Origin of the sequence: Vibrio sp. ED004, assembly GCF_023206395.1 — a bacterium.
Taxonomy (GTDB): Bacteria; Pseudomonadota; Gammaproteobacteria; order Enterobacterales; family Vibrionaceae; genus Vibrio.
On the sequence record NZ_CP066150.1, the window covers coordinates 601,677 to 620,005 of the forward strand.

General features: G+C 43.7%; 15 protein-coding genes and 1 pseudogene. 7 read left to right on the forward strand and 9 right to left on the reverse strand.

The features are described 5' to 3' along the window. Window positions 1-223: 223 nt before the first annotated feature. The 4 genes from ITG10_RS20200 to ITG10_RS20215 all read right to left on the reverse strand — a co-directional run bounded on the left by ITG10_RS20200 (window position 224) and on the right by ITG10_RS20215 (window position 5,952). A complete protein-coding gene (locus tag ITG10_RS20200; protein WP_017633198.1) occupies window positions 224-784 on the reverse strand; it encodes a ricin-type beta-trefoil lectin domain protein in 561 nt (186 codons plus the stop codon). Between the two features lie 46 nt (window positions 785-830). Continuing rightward, a complete protein-coding gene (locus ITG10_RS20205) occupies window positions 831-1,571 on the reverse strand; it encodes a DUF1499 domain-containing protein (protein ID WP_017633199.1) in 741 nt (246 codons plus the stop codon). Between the two features lie 76 nt (window positions 1,572-1,647). After that, window positions 1,648-4,785 (reverse strand): efflux RND transporter permease subunit, encoded by a 3,138-nt coding sequence (locus ITG10_RS20210; RefSeq protein ID WP_248387108.1) that lies wholly within the window; start codon window positions 4,783-4,785, stop codon window positions 1,648-1,650. Window positions 4,786-4,788: 3 nt separating this feature from the next. Further along, the gene (locus tag ITG10_RS20215) at window positions 4,789-5,952 is read right to left on the reverse strand and encodes an efflux RND transporter periplasmic adaptor subunit (RefSeq protein WP_026084495.1); all 1,164 of its coding nucleotides are present in this window, start codon (window positions 5,950-5,952) and stop codon (window positions 4,789-4,791) included. A gap of 479 nt (window positions 5,953-6,431) precedes the next feature. Between ITG10_RS20215 and ITG10_RS20220 the strand changes: the two genes are divergently transcribed. Next, complete coding sequence (locus ITG10_RS20220) at window positions 6,432-6,653, forward strand: hypothetical protein (RefSeq protein WP_017633344.1); 222 nt, start codon at window positions 6,432-6,434, stop codon at window positions 6,651-6,653. Window positions 6,654-6,782: 129 nt separating this feature from the next. Here ITG10_RS20220 and ITG10_RS20225 read toward each other — a convergent pair whose 3' ends face one another. Further along, window positions 6,783-7,772: a zinc-dependent alcohol dehydrogenase family protein gene (locus ITG10_RS20225; protein WP_017633345.1), complete on the reverse strand. Its 990-nt coding sequence runs from the start codon at window positions 7,770-7,772 to the stop codon at window positions 6,783-6,785. 20 nt (window positions 7,773-7,792) lie between these two features. Beyond that, window positions 7,793-8,581 carry a phytanoyl-CoA dioxygenase family protein gene (locus ITG10_RS20230; protein WP_017633346.1) on the reverse strand — a complete coding sequence of 263 codons (789 nt, stop codon included), beginning with the start codon at window positions 8,579-8,581 and terminating at the stop codon, window positions 7,793-7,795. A gap of 301 nt (window positions 8,582-8,882) precedes the next feature. Between ITG10_RS20230 and ITG10_RS20235 the strand changes: the two genes are divergently transcribed. Continuing rightward, on the forward strand, window positions 8,883-10,073 hold the full coding sequence (locus ITG10_RS20235) for a GGDEF domain-containing protein (RefSeq protein ID WP_017633347.1): 1,191 nt from the start codon (window positions 8,883-8,885) through the stop codon (window positions 10,071-10,073). On the opposite strand, the gene ITG10_RS20240 is transcribed toward ITG10_RS20235, so the two are convergent. The 3 genes from ITG10_RS20240 to kdgR all read right to left on the reverse strand — a co-directional run bounded on the left by ITG10_RS20240 (window position 10,060) and on the right by kdgR (window position 13,476). Further along, complete coding sequence (locus ITG10_RS20240) at window positions 10,060-10,941, reverse strand: DMT family transporter (RefSeq protein WP_017633348.1); 882 nt, start codon at window positions 10,939-10,941, stop codon at window positions 10,060-10,062. The two genes, ITG10_RS20235 and ITG10_RS20240, sit on opposite strands and share 14 nt — an antisense overlap. A 123-nt stretch (window positions 10,942-11,064) precedes the next feature. After that, the gene (locus ITG10_RS20245) at window positions 11,065-12,396 is read right to left on the reverse strand and encodes an MFS transporter (protein WP_017633349.1); all 1,332 of its coding nucleotides are present in this window, start codon (window positions 12,394-12,396) and stop codon (window positions 11,065-11,067) included. Between the two features lie 294 nt (window positions 12,397-12,690). After that, the gene (gene kdgR / locus ITG10_RS20250; protein ID WP_248387109.1) at window positions 12,691-13,476 is read right to left on the reverse strand and encodes a DNA-binding transcriptional regulator KdgR; all 786 of its coding nucleotides are present in this window, start codon (window positions 13,474-13,476) and stop codon (window positions 12,691-12,693) included. Window positions 13,477-13,722: 246 nt separating this feature from the next. On the opposite strand from kdgR, the gene kduD reads away from it, so the two are divergent. The 5 genes and pseudogenes from kduD (at window position 13,723) to ITG10_RS20275 (ending at window position 18,237) form a co-directional block, all read left to right on the forward strand. Next, window positions 13,723-14,484, forward strand: a complete 762-nt coding sequence (gene kduD / locus ITG10_RS20255) for a 2-dehydro-3-deoxy-D-gluconate 5-dehydrogenase KduD (protein ID WP_017633350.1) — start codon at window positions 13,723-13,725, stop codon at window positions 14,482-14,484. Between the two features lie 18 nt (window positions 14,485-14,502). After that, a pseudogene (locus ITG10_RS20260) lies at window positions 14,503-15,027 on the forward strand (YgjV family protein). A gap of 7 nt (window positions 15,028-15,034) precedes the next feature. Beyond that, the gene (locus ITG10_RS20265) at window positions 15,035-15,355 is read left to right on the forward strand and encodes a cupin domain-containing protein (protein WP_017633352.1); all 321 of its coding nucleotides are present in this window, start codon (window positions 15,035-15,037) and stop codon (window positions 15,353-15,355) included. A gap of 72 nt (window positions 15,356-15,427) precedes the next feature. Continuing rightward, window positions 15,428-16,066 (forward strand): RpiB/LacA/LacB family sugar-phosphate isomerase, encoded by a 639-nt coding sequence (locus tag ITG10_RS20270; RefSeq protein WP_017633353.1) that lies wholly within the window; start codon window positions 15,428-15,430, stop codon window positions 16,064-16,066. Between the two features lie 404 nt (window positions 16,067-16,470). Further along, entirely contained in the window at window positions 16,471-18,237 is a 1,767-nt protein-coding gene (locus tag ITG10_RS20275) for a sodium:solute symporter family protein (RefSeq protein WP_017633354.1), read from the forward strand. Window positions 18,238-18,329: the final 92 nt, after the last annotated feature.

Genomic DNA, 18,329 nt, shown 5'->3' on the forward strand with positions numbered 1-18,329 from the left:
GCTTGGTATCTGATGGAGATTATTTTGTGTGAGGATAAGGCGAGTGAAAGCTGTATCCCTAACATATTTTTCCCATAGCTTGTTAGTGTTTTTAATACTCAGGTAGAGTGACATATTGAAAATCTCAATCTTTCATTCAACAATAAAGGTGACATTACATGTGTGTAATGTCACCTATAAGGCATTGAGTTGTGAAACGAAGAGGTTTGCTAAAAAGTGTGTATTACTTAGATACGACCGTCCATTTCATTAGAACTGGCTCTGCTTCCTCACACTGAATCAGTTCAAGTGGACGTTTTACCCAAGGACCGGCTTCTTGAGTTTCTGATGTCACAGCCAAACAGTAACTAGAATCCGCTTTCAATCGAATAGTCTGATCATTTTCGCTATAAACAAAACCTTGGTGTTTTGCATCGCTGCACTCTAGTAACGCGAGTTCGCTCTTTCCTTTAGCTAAAAGACCTTGCATACATAACCCTTCAAACGCATAAGATTGAATCTTATTTGTTTCATTGTCGTATTCAAATCTCACATCATGACCAGAATAGTTACGAGGAGAACCTTCGGGCGCTTTGGGCTTACAGGTGTGGGTCTGCATTAATTCGGATTGACCAGGGCCGTAGGTATCAATACAAAATCCATAACCGTTTGGCTCATCTAAATTATCACTTAATACAATGTATGGAGGCTCTGTCGGCACATTCGGCTCTGCTGCAAAGAGAAATGAAGGGGCAGCAACTAAGCTAGATGCCACAATGACTTTGGCTACATTTTTCAGTTTCATATCTATTTCATCCTTTAATAAATTTCGGTGTTGTAACTAAAACGGCTTACTGGTTAAAACTTTCGGTGAACTCTACAATTCGAGCTGCATTGACTCCTTTATCACTGCGACCGATTCGAGACACACTACGAATGTCGACGCGGCTCTCGCTGTTTATCGGTGTGACTTTAACGACCACATCGTCTATAAAGCCAAAGAAAGTTGTTTGAGCTGTCGCTTCAAAGCGTAATGCTTCAGGAAATCTTGCAACAATTTCCCAACCTTTGTTCTGCGCAACATCCAGAGCTTTTTCGTATGCATCTTCAGCAGAGAGGCTAGACGGAATTGGCTTAATGTATGGGTGCAACTTCCTCTGTACTGCTGCAACTTCCTCTCCTGCATAAATCAGAGAGTTTTTGGCACCGGCACGCGTATCATCCAGCACCAAAAATTTAGGTGGGTTTATGGTATCGGTTGTAATGTCATGAATTGCAGGTCCACGTTTCACTGGTTGAATCATGCCGTGGATCATTGGCGCGGTGAGGCTAAGCCCTATGAATACAGCGACCAGAGACTTGAGCGCACCAGTGCGATTACGAGTAATCCATTGGTAGATGAACCCGAGTGTACTTATAGCGAGTAAAGATAGGCCGATGGGGTTGAGATAATTTCGAATGTAGCCAAAGCCAATTATGGGATCCCACAAGCCCAAACGCGCCCCAAAGATCATCACGGCAACCGCTAGCACAGCGGAAAAAGCGATGACTAATAATAGTGTTCCAATACGAGAGGTACGGCTGTTCGTCATTTTCTATCCTTTGAAAGTGTTCAGCGAGTAATGATGAGCCACTCCGAGGCTCATCATCTCCTCATTTTGTTAGTACTCAGTTTGGCTGTTCGGCGTTGTTCGCTATTGCTGCTTTATCATCTGATTTGAACAATTTGCAGATCAAGACAAAAAATAGCGGAGCGAAGTAGATTACCAATAATGTCGCACCCATCATGCCGCCCAGAACAGACGTACCTATCGCGTTGCGAGCATTAGCACCAGCTCCCGTACTTAGTACCAATGGCAACACGCCGAGTCCAAACGCCAGTGATGTCATGATTATCGGGCGCAGACGCATTTCACAGGCTTGTACCGTTGCATCAATAATGTTGACGCCTTTTTCATAAAGCTCTTTTGCAAACTCAACAATCAGAATTGCGTTTTTGGCGGTTAAACCAATCGTAGTCAAAACGCCCACTTGGAAGTAAACATCGTTCTCTAGCCCTCGCAACATGATTGCAGCCAGTGCGCCGAGTATCCCTAATGGAACCACCAGAATAATCGCAATTGGAATACTCCAGCTTTCATACAAAGCGGCTAAGCAGAGGAAAACCATCAAGATGGAGATCGCGTACAGAATTGGCGCTTGGTTTCCAGCTTCGATCTCTTGATAGGACATTCCCGTCCAGCTCACCTGTACATCGTTTGAAATCTCTGCGGCTAATCTATCGATTTCATCCATCGCTTCACCAGTACTGTAACCAGAAGCTGCTTCACCGACGATTTCTACTGCAGGGTTGCCGTTATAACGTTGTAACTGTGGTGAGCCTTGACCCCAGTGATAAGTACTGAAAGCTGAGATTGGCACCATCTCACCGTTGTTGTTACGCACAAACCATAAGTTCAGGTCTTCTGGTGTCATGCGATATTCGGCATCGGCTTGAATGTAAACCTTTTTAGAGCGACCACGATCGATGAAGTCATTCACGTATGACGATGCCCAAGCAATTGACAATGATTGGTTGATGTCATCAATTTCTAGACCTAGCACTTTGGCTTTTTCATAGTCGACATCAAGGAATAGTTGCGCGGTATCCTCAAGGCCGTTTGGTCGTGTACTTTGCAATAATGGACTTTGAGCCGCCGCCGCCAGTAACTGGTTTCTGAACTCAATCAGTTTGTCATGGCCAACAGCACCCACGTCTTCTAGGTAGAAGTTAAAACCCGTTGAAGTACCAAGTTCTCGAATTGCTGGACTACTAAAAGCAAAGATCTGTGCATGTTTGTAATTTGAAAACTCACCCATTACACGGCCGATAATGGAATCAACATCAGTTCCGGGTTCAGTCCTTTCTGACCAATCCTTCATGCCGATGAACGCCATCGCTGCGTTTTGTCCAGAGCCTGAAAAGTTGAATCCAGACACGGTAAACACGTGGTCGACAGTGTGTGATTCGTTATCTTCAAAATAATCTTTGATATCCAACATCACTTCTTGTGTCTTTTGTAACGTGGTCCCCGTTGGTGTGGTCACCATCACCATGAAGTCACCTTGGTCTTCATTTGGCAAAAATGAACTTGGCAGCACGTTGTATAGGTAAGCCGTGCCGGCAAAAAGCATTAGGTAAACAAAAACGAAGCGCAGTGGACGTTGTAAAGCGCGTTTAACTGAACCTCGGTATTGGTTGGATAGCTTGTCGAACCCTCGGTTAAACAGTGCAAAAAACTTATTGCTCGACGTTTTATCGACAGGCTTTAGAAGTGTTGCACACAATACAGGAGTAAGAATCAATGCGACGACAACGGATAGCACCATTGCCGAAACAATCGTCAAAGAGAACTGTTGGTAGATAACGCCCGTTGACCCTGACATGAAGGCCATAGGAATAAATACAACCGACAACACCATCGTAATACCGATTAAGGCACTGGTAATTTGTCCCATTGACTTCTTAGTTGCTTCAAGAGGAGATAGATTCTCTTCATGCATCAACCGCTCAACGTTTTCCACCACAACGATGGCATCATCAACTAACAGGCCGATAGCCAACACTAGACCAAACATGGTGAGTGTATTGATCGAGAAACCCAGCATGGCCATGACACCAAAGGTACCAAGTAGTACGACGGGTACGGCGATGGTTGGGATTAAAGTTGCTCGTAAGTTTTGCAAAAACAGCAACATTACGACAAATACAAGCCCAACCGCTTCAAAAAGGGTTTTGACCACTTCACTGATGGATAAACGGATAAATAAGTTATTGTCGGTGGTTTTAACCAGTTCTAGTCCATCCGGAAAACCTTTTGAAAGTTGTTCAAGTTTTGCATCAACCGCATTTTGTGTGTCTAACGAGTTCGCGCCGGTAGCAAGGGTGATAGCAATACCAGAAGAGTCCTTACCCATGTAAGCAGGAATAGATGAAGATTCTTCACTGGCTAACTCGACACGTGCGACGTCTTTGAGCTTAATTTGAGAGCCGTCACTGTCGACCTTAATTAAGATGTCTTCAAACTCTTCAACGCTGGTTAGTAGGCTTTGCGCTGTGATACTGGCATTAATTAACTGAGAATCAACAGCAGGCGTTCCGCCTAATTGTCCAACCGTGACTTGGCTGTTTTGAACCGATACTGCATTCGAAACGTCAACGGGCGTAAGGCTATAGCTGTTCAACTTTGCAGGGTCTAACCAGATACGCATCGCATAAGATGGGCCGAAAATAGTCACTTCGCCCACACCGTTCACACGGCTTAGGATGTCCTTAATGTTTGAGTTAGCGTAATCTTGAATATCTCCCGCACTCATGCTGCCGTCAGGAGAATATAAGTTGGTTACCGACATAAAACCTGACGTACTCTTGGTGACAGAAGTACCTTGATTTTGTACCGCTGTCGGCAGGCGATTACTCACTTGCTGTAAGCTGTTCTGCACCTGTACCTGAGCGATATCGGGGTCTGTATCTGCACTAAACGTCAAGGTAACGCTCGCACTACCAGAAGAGTCACTTTTAGACGCCATGTATAACAAGTTATCTAACCCTGTCATGCCTTGTTCGATGACCTGAGTCACGCTGTCTTCAATTGTTTTTGCTGAAGCACCAGGGTAAGACGTTGAAATGGTCACGGCTGGCGGTGCAATTGTAGGGTATTGTGCGACAGGCAAAGAGACGATAGCCGCAATGCCTGAAAGCATAATGACAATGGAAATCACCCAAGCAAAGATCGGTCTGTTGATAAAAAAGTTCGATAAGGACATGGTTTATTCCTCGCTCGCCAAAGCAGGAACAGCGCTGTTTGTACTGCTATCGACGACAACCTCAATATCATTTTTCATGTTGATGATATTGGTGATTACGATTTTCTCACCGCTAGATAGTCCTTCTTTAACTACCCAACCGTGGCCAACTTCATTACTGAGAACCACTGATTTTTTTTCTGTCTTGTTGTCTTGGTTGACCACAAAAACGGAAGGCTCACCAGACTGACTTCTTACCACAGCAGATTGAGGAACGACAAGGTAACCACGAGCTTCTGGCATTGAAATATGGGCGCGTACGTACATGCCTGCTAGTAAAGTATTGTCAGGGTTTGGAATAATGGCGCGTAGCGTTACCGTACCTGTTGAGTCCGAGACTAGCGTGTCGGAAAATTCTAAATGGCCTGCTTCATCATACGGACTGCCGTCTTCTAACGTGATTGTTACTGGGATCTCTGCATCTTTGTCTGTGAAGGTCGCAAATTCTTTTTTGATTTTGGTAATCGCTAACGAAGATTGCTGCATATCCACGTAAACATTCGCGGTTTGCACAATTGTCGTCAGGTAAGAAGACTGTTCAGAGGTCAACAAAGAACCTTCCGATACCAAAGAGAGGCCCGCTTGACCTGAGATAGGTGCTTTGATTTTGGTGTAAGACAGTTCAATGTTGGCATAATCCAATTCCGCTTGGCGGATCGCGACTTCAGCTTGAGCTTCTTTGTAAAGAGCATCGGCATCATCAAAATCTTGCTGACTGGTCAGTTTTTTTCTTAATAGTTCTTTATAACGAAGTGCCGTTTTTCGAGCGGTATCTTCGCTCGTGAGTGCTTTCGCTAATTGGGCTTGTGCGCTATTAACGTTGGATTGATAAGTGGTTGGGTCAATTTCATAAAGTACTTCATCGGCTTCTACCTGAGAACCCTCTTTGTATAGACGGCTTTTGAGAATACCCGTTACCTGAGGTCTCACTTCTGCTTGTTTAAACGCAGCAATTCGCCCTGGCAACTCGGTCGTTAAACGCAGTGTTGTTGGGGTCAAGTCTAAAACGTCAACATGAATCGGACCTGGGGCTGGTCGTTGTTCCATAGCTTGTTCGCCACAGCCCAATAATAGAGAACTGGAGAGAAGTAAACCCAAAGGTAATCTTAACGCGTGGGGTAGAGACATAATGAAACCTTATCCTAGAAGCATAATTACAAACATAAGAAAAAGAATAGCAGCTACATGGTTAAGGCAGGGTTAAGACCGAGGATTGTTGTTACTAATAATTTGGGGCTCTGGAAGAGTCGCTTCTTTACTGAACAAAAGCTTAGTATTACGAAAATGTATTGAATACTAATTCAGTAAAGCCACGGACTCACAACTATCCGTTACTTTGGTCTGGAATTAGAAGACGCACTGTTATTTTTATAAGACATTGATTGTAAGTAGAAAGAGACCCAATTTCGTAGGACTCCCATCCATCACCGACAAGCTGCTGCCTCATTGAGTGTTCGAGTGTCTATATTGGCACTTGCAATGAATTTCCCCATTTATCGTAAGGTGCAGCAACTCACGCTCTGTAAATACCGTCTGTCGCAATTATAAGAACTATAGCTAAAGCAGCTTTATCATAGAACTTAAAATAACAGCAGAAGGAAAGCATCATGAATGGTAAGAACATAAGAATAATTTTGAGATGGGTACACATCGCGTTAGCACTATTAGTTGGTGCGGCTTTCTATTCGCTCTTAGGAAACTTTGAAGCATATATTACAGCTACGTTATGGGGGCTAATGCCAGCGCTTGCTTTAACCTGTGTGGGTATGTGGAAACAGTCGTCAGTTATGAAAGCTTTAAAGCCGGTAAGCAAGAAAGTGCACCAGTAAGTGGAAAAGGTTACGCGAGAATCAGTAGATCTCGCGTTTGTTCTTTAGGTTGCTGACTCATTGCTGTCCAAAAACGTTACCCCCCAATCTTTCTCCGGCGACACTTCGATATAAAAGTGCCTCTTTTACCTAAACAGGAAGCAAGATGATCTTGCCATCTAGCCGTGTGGTTTTCGACTCAATAAGATCAATCGCGGTTTGCACCTCATCTAACGGAAGACAGCGGTCGACATCGAGTTGTATGTCGTTCCCGATAAAATGCTCCAACATCGATTCGAACTTGTCGCGGCGAATGTCTTTACCCTCTGCTTCTTCCCAATAGCGCAGGAAGAAGGTACTGAAATCGATAGCTTGGTTTTTTGCGTATTCGAAGAAGCGTGGCTCGTAAAAATCCAGAGAAAGCGTTCCATAGTTGATAAAGCGGCCTTGATTACCCAGAGTATGGATAAGCTCGGTTCCCGGTGAACCGCCAATCGCATCGAAGGCCACAGTTGGTTGAGGCAAACCGAGTCGCTGAATTTGTGCAACCAAATCACTGTTGGCATCCAGCACATAACATGAAGTCGTTTGAGTGCGCTCAGGTTGTGACGTCACGGTAATGATTTGAAACCCAAGTGATTCCGACAACTGAGAGAAAATCTTGCCAATGGCCGAACTGCCAGCATTGATGATCAACACATCTTCTTTGGTCAACTTCGCCACTTCTGTCGTCAGCACCCACGCGGTGAGCGCATTAATATATAACTGACAGGCGTAGCCATTATCTAGGTGTTGAGGAATGTGGAAGAGGTTGTCTGGTGACACATCGACATAGTTCTGCCATGTACCACTTGTAGCTACAAGCACTCGCTGGTTTAGAGGAAACTTAGAATGGCCAGACTCCACAACCCTTCCGACCGCTTCAAACCCCGGAACTCTCGGTGGCTGGTGGCTGTGTTTGTATTGCCCCACACCGTAAATCGACAATAGATCACTAGGGTTGATGTTGGTCGCTTCAATTCGTACTCGCACCTTATCTTTATCAAGTGCGCCTAAAGCGACATGTTCTAGCTTGAGAGACTCTTTCGGCTGCCCGAAACGGAACTGGCTAATTCGGGTATTTTGCTTAGTGTCAGTCATGGTTCGGGCACCTTTGTGGTTTATGAGTACTGCATCGACTTTAAGTGTAGCGTGTTCATAAACAGTCTTGGATCGGTAATATTGCTTAGCATCGCTGGTGTTGGTAAGCAGTCGTCATCAACGTAGTCGGCATAGTCTGCCGCCGAGTCAAAGATCAAAATATCCAATGCTAAACGATCCAGCCCGTATCGACCTCGGTGGATCATATCCGCAGAAAAGACTAATAAGTCGCCCGCCTCTAACGGTATCTGTTTACCGCCAGAGATGTTATCGCTGCTTACCTTTCCATTTACTTCTTGGCGAACGTTGTATTCTTCTTCGTTGTCCCAGCGTTTGTGTGTTCCGGGGATAAGCTCCATCCCAGGCTCATCAAATATTGGTACGCGGAGGTGCAATACTTGGGTTTCCATGATGACTTTCATTTGGTCATCAATGTCGTAGTCGTATTGACAGTCGCGATGCCAGAAGTCTTTTTGTTGTGGGTTTACAGGGTTGAAGAATAGTTGCGTGTTCATGAATGCAGGTTTGTTCGGTATGACCGCATCGACCACTTCCATGACTTTTTTTGAGCTGATGAAGTCAAACAGTACGGTTCTATCGTCGGCGGGTAGATACTCGCTGCCTGTAATCAAAGATGAGTTAAATGCTTCTTCTTGATAGAACTCTTCGTTGTCTGCTTTCCATGATTCATGGAACTTCAGCACCACTTCTCTAAGCGATGCTATCTGAGCTTCATCGAAATAATTTCTGATAACAAAGTAACCATGCTCGTCGTATTGGCTACTTAATTGTTGGCTGTTTTCTACCACTGACTACCTTCGTTCATTCTGTACCGCGTAATAACCACGGATTTCTTGAGCGCATAATGCCAGACAGTCGTCATTCGACCAAGTAACGAGTGCAGAAGCCTGTAGATTCCGTGATGCTATGAAGCCATGTGGGCGAGTTTTACATGCCTATCCAGATCATGGACTCATGCGAAAAAATCTCTGCATATGTGATCTATCCCTTATTTTATAAAATACAAAGATTCATATAGTGAATGTTTCTTTGGTTTGTATGATTATTAACCATGTTGTGATTTGGTTTGCGTATGGAAGATAGAAAATCATGGATGGTTTTTCGCTGGATATGAGAACACTTAATTTCATTATTATTTTGTTCTCTTTCATTTACTGTATTGGCTTATTGTTATTTCAATTCACTCAACAGCCGATTAAAGGGCTTTCAATCTTTTCCATTTCAATATTTGTTATCGGAACAGGGCCGTTGATGTTGAGCCTAAGAGGGGAATTCCCTGATTGGGTCACCGTTATTGGTGCCAATATGGTCATTGCGCTTGGTTTTCATCTCGCCTTGTATAGCTTATGTCTGTTTCGAGAATATTCTCTCAAATGCACCTACCTCAGTAGTCTAATGATGTTGGCTCTTTTGCCATGTTTTATTTACTTCACGTACTATGAGCCTTCCATCAAGGCTCGAATTATCCTCATTAGTTTATATCTGGCTTTTGTGACTTTTTGCACTGCCTTTGCGGTATTAAAGGGCCGGCGTGATGACTTGACCCTAGGTATTCGGATGATGGCCATGTCATTTACGATATATGGCGGGTTTATGGTTTTCCGAGTAATGGTGACGTTGTTTTCAGCTGAGCTGCAGGATTTCATGGCGGCCACTCTCATTCATCAACTTGCCTTTTTAGTGAGCATCGTTCTTATCGTGTCGATGAGCTTTACAATGCTTTGGCTGATTAATGCAAGGTTGCTTAGTTCTATTCACGAGCTGTCCTACAGCGATCCCTTAACAGTACTGGGAAACCGCAGAGCATTAGATGAAATGGTACCAGTCATCATGAAGCAGGCGGGTACTACGCCTGTCAGTGCCATTATGATGGATATTGATAATTTTAAGTCGATCAATGATCAACACGGGCACATTGTGGGTGATCTCGTCATCAAGTCTTTTGCTGAAATTGTTCAAGGTGCGATAAAAACATCGCCCAAAGCCAGTGCGTTTCGTTTTGGCGGAGATGAGATAATGATTTTATTGCCCAATTTTAATTTTCTTCAAGCACAGGCTATTGCCTGCAAGCTGCGATTATCTATTTCAGAGGTATCAGCAGTACAAGAACATGAGATGTTTCTGACATCGAGTTTTGGTGTTGCTCAGCTTCACCCGCATGAGAGTTGGAATGGGTTTATTAGCCGAGCCGACAAAGCGTTATATCAAGCGAAGACAAACGGTCGCAATATGACTTCAATTTGTCCTAGTCATATTAACGAGCTCATCACTGCCACATAACCAATACCGCTGCGATAGAAAGCAAGATGAGCGCAAGAATGTCTTTGCGCGCGATGCTTTGTCCCAACCAGAAATAGGATATCAATACCATGAAGATCACTTCGACTTGCCCGAGTGTCTTTACGTACGGCACGGCTTGAAGCGACATCGCACTAAACCACCCCAGAGAACCGATAACACTCGCTAGGCTTGTCATCACGACCAGTTTAGATTTCTTGAATATCTGTCGCAGCGTGTCTCGCTCTCTGAAAAAGAGATACGTACAGATAATGCATGTCTGAAGAGTAATCACCAGAAACAGCACCCAAGCAGCGCTATGAGGGAAGGGAAGCCCTATGCTCAAGCTTGCTTCACGTACCCAAAGAGACGTTAAAGCAAAAGCGGTACTACACGCCATACCTAACAAAAATACTTTCGGAGACAAGCTTCGCCAACCAGAAGAACTACTCATGATTAGTACGCCTAACGTGCCAATAAGCACGCCGACCCAACCTGTTAGTGTCAAAGCTGTACCAAAAAACAGCACGGATAATACCGCTGAAACTGGGGCTTCACATTTGGCGAGCCCAGCTCCAATCGCATAGTTCTCTAGCTTAAACAGCGTCACCATCAAGCCGGTCGCTAGGATCTGCATAATCGCAGCAGCAACAATGTAGAAAACAAACTCACCGGAAAAATTAGGCACGGAGACTGGTTGCCATTGGTACAGCGAATAGAGATAAATAAGCGCGATTGGCCCTGCCCAAATAAAGCGAGCTAACGTCACGCCAGCCACACTCATTGTGCCGGCTAGCTTGCTTTGAAAGGCATTGCGCCAAGATTGGCTGAAGGCAGCAAGCAGGGTAAAGGCGATCCAACTAAAAGACATGACGCTTCCATGAGTGATGTAATTTGATGATAATACTAACAAAAAATCACATGATAAGAAGTGTCATGATCTGTTTATAGCCACAGGCTCACTTTTACTCTCTATTCAGTATTAGAACGCTCTTCAGAAGATCGGCTGTTTCTTGTTTTTGAAATAGAACAACGCGCTAATCAAAACGAACAATAAAGCGAAGTAGTAGCAGAACGAAGATAGCGATGCTAGGAAGGCGAGGTTCTGTTCTATCTCTTGCTCGGTGTAATTATTAGAGACCAACTTGTAGTAGTAAGCATACAAAATACCGATCAGCCCGTATCCGAGATTAAACATCAAACCTTTAAAGCTGAGAACGGTCGCTCGGTTGTGTGATTCCGTCTTTTTGTTCAAGTGGTAACTGATGAATATGTTCATCGTCATGATGATAAAGATCAGCACCAGTGCAGGAATTACTCCATAAATTGACCACCCTAAACTGATCCAATAATAGGTCGCGATACTTGCTAAGCCCATGACAATAATAAAGGTTTTAGGCTCGATGCTTTCTGCCAATCTACGGCTTTGTCCTGCCAATATAATCTTAAGCAAACTGATACCCGCGCCAATAAAACCGAAGTAGATAATAGGAATATCGATCGCGAGATAGTATTGGCTGTTCATGGTTAGGAACATTCGCGAGGTGTGTTCGAACAGGCTGTAGTACAGCAAGATGAACAGCACATAAGGCGTAGCAAGTACCCACTTACCTGTGTCAGCCGTTAATTTAAGGCTGGCGATGGTGGCTGCTAATTTGGTTTGGTCGCTTGGCATCACCTTTTTCTCTTCGCGCATATTAATCGCGGCATAGATAGCGATCATCGCAACAAATAAAGTGGCGAACACGGGAATACGCATCAGGTCTTTAGTGCTTTCTGGCTCTGCTAATCCGAGGGCATGAAAGATGTTCGTCATAAACTTCACATCGTACATCGCCGCACCAATTAGAGTGACAAAGATACCGACAGTTGAGGCGACACGAAGCTGGATTTGCAGCACTCGAGGCCACAACTCTTCATTGCCTTGTTCTTTCAAGGTGTCGTAAGCCAATGCCTCGTCGGCTCCACTGGCCAACGCCATCGCTAAGCCACTTAATATCCGGTTAACCAGAAAAACAATGAAGACTAGATTGGCATCTCCAGTTGGTACAAGAGCGATCATGGCGATCTCAATGAACATCACAATCGAAGACAGCACTACAAGCTTTTTGCGCCCCAAGGTATCTGCGAATGCTCCTGATGGAACCTCTGCAAGCACAATGGTCGCCGCCCAAACCACATTAAGCATGGCAAACTGAGAAAGGGTTAATCCGTAATCTAAATAGAGTAGGGTGAAAATAGGGTAATAAAAACGCGCAAAGTAGCTGCTTCTAAACATCAAGAAGTAGCGGACATTGGGAATTTTCAGGATTTCTTTGAGCGTCATGATAATTTCAGTACTTTAAATAACACATTATTATGTATAAACCTTTTTACCTTATAAATCATGGAATTGTTGTCATAATTCCAAATCATCTGATTTAGATGATTTTTTAGATTATCTTTCATGGTGGGTTATAGGCTTGATGGTCTGCGTATGATTGGTGGAAGGGGGGACGAGTTTATCTGAAGCTATATGTCGTTCTATTTACGCATAACATGACTTGTCGATGATTCTTAGGCTATTAATTGAAGGGGACAACTCGCAATAAAAAAGCAGCAATAACTGCCGCCTTTATCATTATTTTATTGGGTAATCATTAAACCCTAATTGCTTAGATATATTTTTGCCTGCGTTGTGCAGTAACTCCACATAATGAGCTTTTTTCTCTTCATCAAATCGAATGGTAGGAAATGAAATTGAGACACCAGCAATTACGGTACCAAAACGGTCGTAAACTGGAGCTGCGATACAACGTAAGCCTGGCTCTTGTTCTTCATTATCTTCGCCAAAGTGCTGCAGTTTAACCGCTTTCAGTTCATCGATAAGTTGGTCGACGTTTTCGAGGGTATTTTTTGTGCTTTTCACAAATTCGGCGTCTGCCAGCTGAGTGCGAACGAATTCTTCGTCACGTTCTGCCAATAACACTTTACCAATCGCAGTTGTATGTAGAGGATTTCTTCGACCAACACGAGAATGCATGCGTAGAGCGAAGCTAGAATCGATCTTGTGGATGTAGATGATCGAGCCATGGTCCAGCGCACCTAAGTGAATGGTTTCATTAGTCTCTTCTGAAATCACACGCATCTCTTTCTCTGCAATTGTGATCATATCAACCCACTCGAGTGATTTTGAACCAAGTTCGAACATCTTTAATGTGAGTGAGTATCGGTCAGCTTCGCCTTGTTGAGACACATAGCCAAGCATTTTCATTGTTTGTAGAAAGCGGTAGGTAGTGGCTTTAGACATCATTAGACGTTGTGAAAGGTCTGATACGCCTATTTCCTTTTGTTCCCCCAGAGATTCAAGAATATTAAAAACTTTTAATACCGATGAAACGGCTTCTGGCTGGGTGGACTTCTCCATTTTTCTTCCTTTGAGCTATCTAGTATCAAGACAAAATACCACTTTTCGTAATTTCTAAAAAGCCTTTTCAAAAAAATAAAAAACGAGAACGATCAACTTCAAAGTTTTAAATTAATCAGAAATTATTTTTGAAATGTCGTTTCAAAAATAATTGTCAGCAACGAATTTATGTTTTATTGTATGACTAAATCGAGTGGGCGACATTACAGAAATGCCACAACACTAAACGTAATTGAGGAAGCGAACATGATGTTAGAGTCATTCAATCTGGAAGGTAAAGTAGCGATAGTGACGGGTTGTGATACCGGTCTTGGTCAAGGTATGGCAATTGGTTTAGCTGAAGCTGGATGTAAAGTGGTTGGCGTAAATCGTGTTGAGCCAACAGATACCATCGAGAAAATGAATGCAGCGGGTCATACGTTTTTAGACGTACGTGCTGACCTTCTAAAGCAGGAAGATATTCCTGGAATTATAGATAAAGCGCTGACTGAGTTTGGTCACATCGACATCCTTGTTAATAATGCCGGCATTATTCGCCGAGAAGACGCGATTGAGTTTTCTGAGCAAAACTGGGATGACGTAATGAACATCAATACTAAGACCGTTTTCTTTATGTCTCAGTCGGTTGCGAAGCAGTTTAAAGCGCAAGGCACTGGCGGAAAGATCATTAATATCGCATCAATGCTCTCTTTCCAAGGTGGTATTCGTGTTCCTTCGTATACTGCGTCTAAGAGTGCTGTAATGGGCATTACCCGTGCGATGGCGAACGAATGGGCGAGCGATAACATTAATGTTAATGCGATTGCACCTGGATATATGGCAACCAACAATACTCAAGCACTGCGTGAAGATGCTGCTCGTAACCAAGCTATTCTTGAGCGTATTCCTGCTGATCGCTGGGGTACACCAAAAGATGTCGCTGGCCCATGTGTGTTCTTAGCATCACCTGCATCGGATTACATTAATGGTTATACCATTGCTGTTGATGGTGGATGGTTAGCACGATAACGATTTTTGTAATATAAGATGGTTAACGAGATCGTTGCACAAGCTGTAGGGCTAGTAAGTTTCCTTTTGGGCCTTTCGACCTTTTACCAGAAGGACGACAAAAAGCTCAAAGTGGTTATGTTGATGTTGAACGTTAACCATCTTATTCATTTTTTATTATTGGGTTCCATTACATCGGCAATCGGTGCTTTGATTTCAGCACTCAGAACTGGCACCGCGATGTAAACCAAATCGCTGTGGGCTGCAGGGTTATTTATTGCCCTCGCGGTTGGCAGCGGAATCGGTTTTGCTCAGTATTGGTATCAACTTCTGCCTTTAGCGGGAACGATTATTGGAACGTACTCAATATTTAGATTGAACGGTATTGCACTAAGAGTCGGCTTTTTATTGGGAGCTGTATGCTGGCTAACTAATAATCTGATCATTGGTTCAATTGGTGGCTCGCTAATGGAAATATCAGTGATAGGGATTAACCTCGTTACTATTTTTCGTCTATACCAAGATAACGCCAAGTGCAAAATTACGCCGCAACAACAGGAATAAAAACGACATGTTTGTGTATAACGAAGACGTGAAAATGGAAGATCTTGGCGCGGGAGTTTCTCGCAAGGTGCTTGCTCATAGCGAGAACGTGATGGCTGTAGAAGTTCATTTCGAAACAGGCGCTGTTGGTGCGTTGCATACCCATCCTCATGAGCAGCTCACATACGTTTTGTCGGGAGCCTTTGAGTTCACGATTGGCGATGTAACGAAAGTAGTGCGCACAGGCGACACTATGTACAAAGAGCCGGGTATCGAACATGGCTGTGTTTGCCTAGAAGCCGGCGTATTAATTGATAACTTTACGCCAATGCGTAAAGACTTTGTTTAAGCTCTAAATTTTTTAGAACGAACATTTGAGCACTAATTTTTAAATTTGCAGTAATGCTGCGGGAGAAAGTAAATGAAAATCGCACTAATGATGGAAAACAGTCAAGCAGGCAAAAATGCAATGGTATCAGCTGAACTAGAGTCAGTTGCTGGTGGTTTTGGTCACGATGTCTTCAACTTAGGAATGACAGATGAGAACGATCACCACTTAACGTATATTCATCTAGGTATTATGGCGAGCACTCTGATTAACTCAAAGGCAGTTGACTTTGTTGTGACAGGGTGTGGCACTGGCCAAGGTGCTTTGATGTCGCTGAACTTACATCCAGGCGTGGTTTGTGGTTACTGTTTAGAACCTTCTGATGCGTTCTTGTTTAACCAAATCAACAACGGCAACGCTATCGCGCTCGCTTTTGCGAAAGGTTTTGGTTGGGCTGGTGAACTAAACGTTCGTTACATCTTTGAAAAAGCGTTCACAGGTGAGCGTGGTCAAGGTTACCCGTTAGAGCGAGCAGAACCACAACAACGCAATGCCGCGCTTCTTAACGAGGTAAAAGCAGCGGTAGTGAAGGATAACTTTATTGATTCACTGCGCGCTATCGATCAAGATCTAGTGAAGACAGCTGTGGGTAGCCCTCGTTTCCAACAGTGTTTCTTTGATAACTGCCAAAACCAAGAAATTGCTGATTATGTTCGTTCGCTTTTGGACTAATTCTAACGCTTGACTTTAGAGAGCCAGCCCAATGAGGCTGGCTTTTTTATATCCGGTGTTTGGATAATTAGTGGCTGATATTCAGTCAATACCAAGCGATAGGCGCCTGAGTCATGGCTTGGTATACCTCCTAGGCTCGTAATTTGGTCGCTATATCCCTAGGTTACTTGATCTATTTTTGCCCCTTCTCGCCACGATGTATCCAAATATCCATCAATGAGCTTTTCAACCTAAAAAGCGCCGATCTCAATAATCCAACCTCGATCTCATTTGTATGACTTTTGCATTCTTTGGATCACAAAAATCACAGATTACCCTTAAATAAAATATCGTTAATGTAATAATGAAACGGTATTTTAAAAATTAAATCATTTAAACAGAACAATAATGAAAAGGGGTTCGTAATGAATATCGACATGCTCGTTGTTGGTGTCTACTTTATCTTTATGATAGCGATTGGCGTCATCTTTAAACGTTTTGCAGGCAGCTCTACCAGTGATTACTTTCGTGGAGGAGGCAAGATGTTGTGGTGGATGGTTGGCTCTACCGCATTCATGACGCAGTTTAGTGCTTGGACATTCACTGGCGCTGCGGGTAAGGCTTTTACCGATGGGTTCCCAATCATGGTTATTTTCATGGCGAACGCATTTGGCTTTCTACTTTCTTGGTTGTTCTTTTCATACCGCTTTCGACAAATGCGTGTTGTTACACCTATTGAAGGTGTGCGTCGTCGCTTCGGTGCAACTAATGAACAAGTGTTTACGTGGGCGACAATGCCGACAAGTGTGGTTTACACCGGTATCTGGCTAAATGGTCTCGCACTCTTCGTTAGTGCTGTGTTTAAAGTTGATATCGAAACCACGATTATTGTCACTGGTTTGATTGTTCTCTTTATTTCCGTACTGGGCGGAGCATGGGGGGTGGTTGCTTCAGACTTTGTGCAAATGGTTGTGATCATGGCGGTGACGGTGGTTTGTGCTGTGGCTGCATTGGCAAAAATTGGTGGTCCAACGAATCTTATTGAACAGTTTCCTACCGACAGTGTAATGGGCTCTGATATGAACTATCCATTGCTGTTCATATCTTGGTTTATCTTCATGTTCGTTAAGCAGCTGCAAAACATCAACAACATGCAAGATTCATATCGCTTCTTATCGGCGAAAGATTCAGTTAACGCACGTAAAGCAGCACTCCTAGCGTTTGCATTGATGTTGATAGGACCGGCAATTTGGTTCTTACCACCTTGGGTAACGGCGATTATCTATCCTGAAGCGGCAACTGTGCACGCAGCTGAGCTTGGTAGTAAAGCAGCTGATGCAGTCTATCTAGTGTTTGTCGAAAACGTCATGCCGGTTGGTATGGTGGGACTGCTTATGTCGGCTGTATTTGCGGCAACAATGTCTTCAATGGATTCAGGTTTAAACCGAAATTCAGGTGTGTTTGTGCGTAACTTTTATGCGCCAATCATGAACAAAAACGCGGATGACAAGAAGTTGATGAGAGTGAGTCAGTTTATGACCGTGGTCTTTGGCATATTGATCATCATGGTCGCTCTGTTCATTAACTCCCTACGAGGTCTAAGCCTTTTCGACGCAATGATGTATGTAAGTACGCTATTACAAATGCCAATTCTAGTGCCATTGTTCTTCGGTATGTTTATTAAGAAAACACCTGACTGGGCAGCTTGGGCGACATTAGTGGTGGGTATGATGGTGTCTTACATCGTGAGTTTTGTGCTTACAGCAGACGTCGTTGCCAATCTATTAAACCTAGAAGTTCCGTTCACAGGACGTGAAGCGAGTGACCTAAAAGTTCTGCTTGGGGTTATTGGTCACCTTGTGATTACGGGTGGTTTCTTCTGCCTAACGACTAAGTTCTACAAAGAGCCAGTGGGCAAACGAAACACAGAACTTAAAGAGTTTTGGAGTGATGTTGCGACTCCTGTTATCGAAGAGGAAGGACAAGATGAAATGGATCGCCAACAACGCGACATGCTAGGCAAACTCATTCTGGTTTTCGGTGCACTTGTAACGGCGATGGTACTAATCCCGAACCCATTCTGGGGTCGCATGGCCTTTATCTTCTGTGGCGCAGTGATTGTTACTGTGGGTTCTCTGTTATTGAAGAGTGCGAGGAAAACGCCTCGGTTAGAAGTATCTACATCCAAGTAATCGGCAATAACTAGTTATGTAGAAGTAACAAGAGTATAGGCCAGAGGGGACGCTCTCTGGCTTATATGAACCACCTCGTTGAGGGGCTTTAG

Bases quoted from the DNA above. Each gene is read 5' to 3' on its own strand.
- ITG10_RS20235 (WP_017633347.1), top strand. From the start codon at position 8,883: ATGGATGGTTTTTCGCTGGATATGAGAACACTTAATTTCATTATTATT.
- ITG10_RS20275 (WP_017633354.1), top strand. From the start codon at position 16,471: ATGAATATCGACATGCTCGTTGTTGGTGTCTACTTTATCTTTATGATA.
- ITG10_RS20270 (WP_017633353.1), top strand. From the start codon at position 15,428: ATGAAAATCGCACTAATGATGGAAAACAGTCAAGCAGGCAAAAATGCA.
- ITG10_RS20245 (WP_017633349.1), bottom strand. From the start codon at position 12,396: ATGACGCTCAAAGAAATCCTGAAAATTCCCAATGTCCGCTACTTCTTG.
- ITG10_RS20225 (WP_017633345.1), bottom strand. From the start codon at position 7,772: ATGACTGACACTAAGCAAAATACCCGAATTAGCCAGTTCCGTTTCGGG.
- ITG10_RS20240 (WP_017633348.1), bottom strand. From the start codon at position 10,941: ATGTCTTTTAGTTGGATCGCCTTTACCCTGCTTGCTGCCTTCAGCCAA.
- ITG10_RS20200 (WP_017633198.1), bottom strand. From the start codon at position 784: ATGAAACTGAAAAATGTAGCCAAAGTCATTGTGGCATCTAGCTTAGTT.
- ITG10_RS20220 (WP_017633344.1), top strand. From the start codon at position 6,432: ATGAATGGTAAGAACATAAGAATAATTTTGAGATGGGTACACATCGCG.
- ITG10_RS20205 (WP_017633199.1), bottom strand. From the start codon at position 1,571: ATGACGAACAGCCGTACCTCTCGTATTGGAACACTATTATTAGTCATC.
- ITG10_RS20215 (WP_026084495.1), bottom strand. From the start codon at position 5,952: ATGTCTCTACCCCACGCGTTAAGATTACCTTTGGGTTTACTTCTCTCC.
- ITG10_RS20210 (WP_248387108.1), bottom strand. From the start codon at position 4,785: ATGTCCTTATCGAACTTTTTTATCAACAGACCGATCTTTGCTTGGGTG.
- ITG10_RS20265 (WP_017633352.1), top strand. From the start codon at position 15,035: ATGTTTGTGTATAACGAAGACGTGAAAATGGAAGATCTTGGCGCGGGA.
- kduD (WP_017633350.1), top strand. From the start codon at position 13,723: ATGATGTTAGAGTCATTCAATCTGGAAGGTAAAGTAGCGATAGTGACG.
- kdgR (WP_248387109.1), bottom strand. From the start codon at position 13,476: ATGGAGAAGTCCACCCAGCCAGAAGCCGTTTCATCGGTATTAAAAGTT.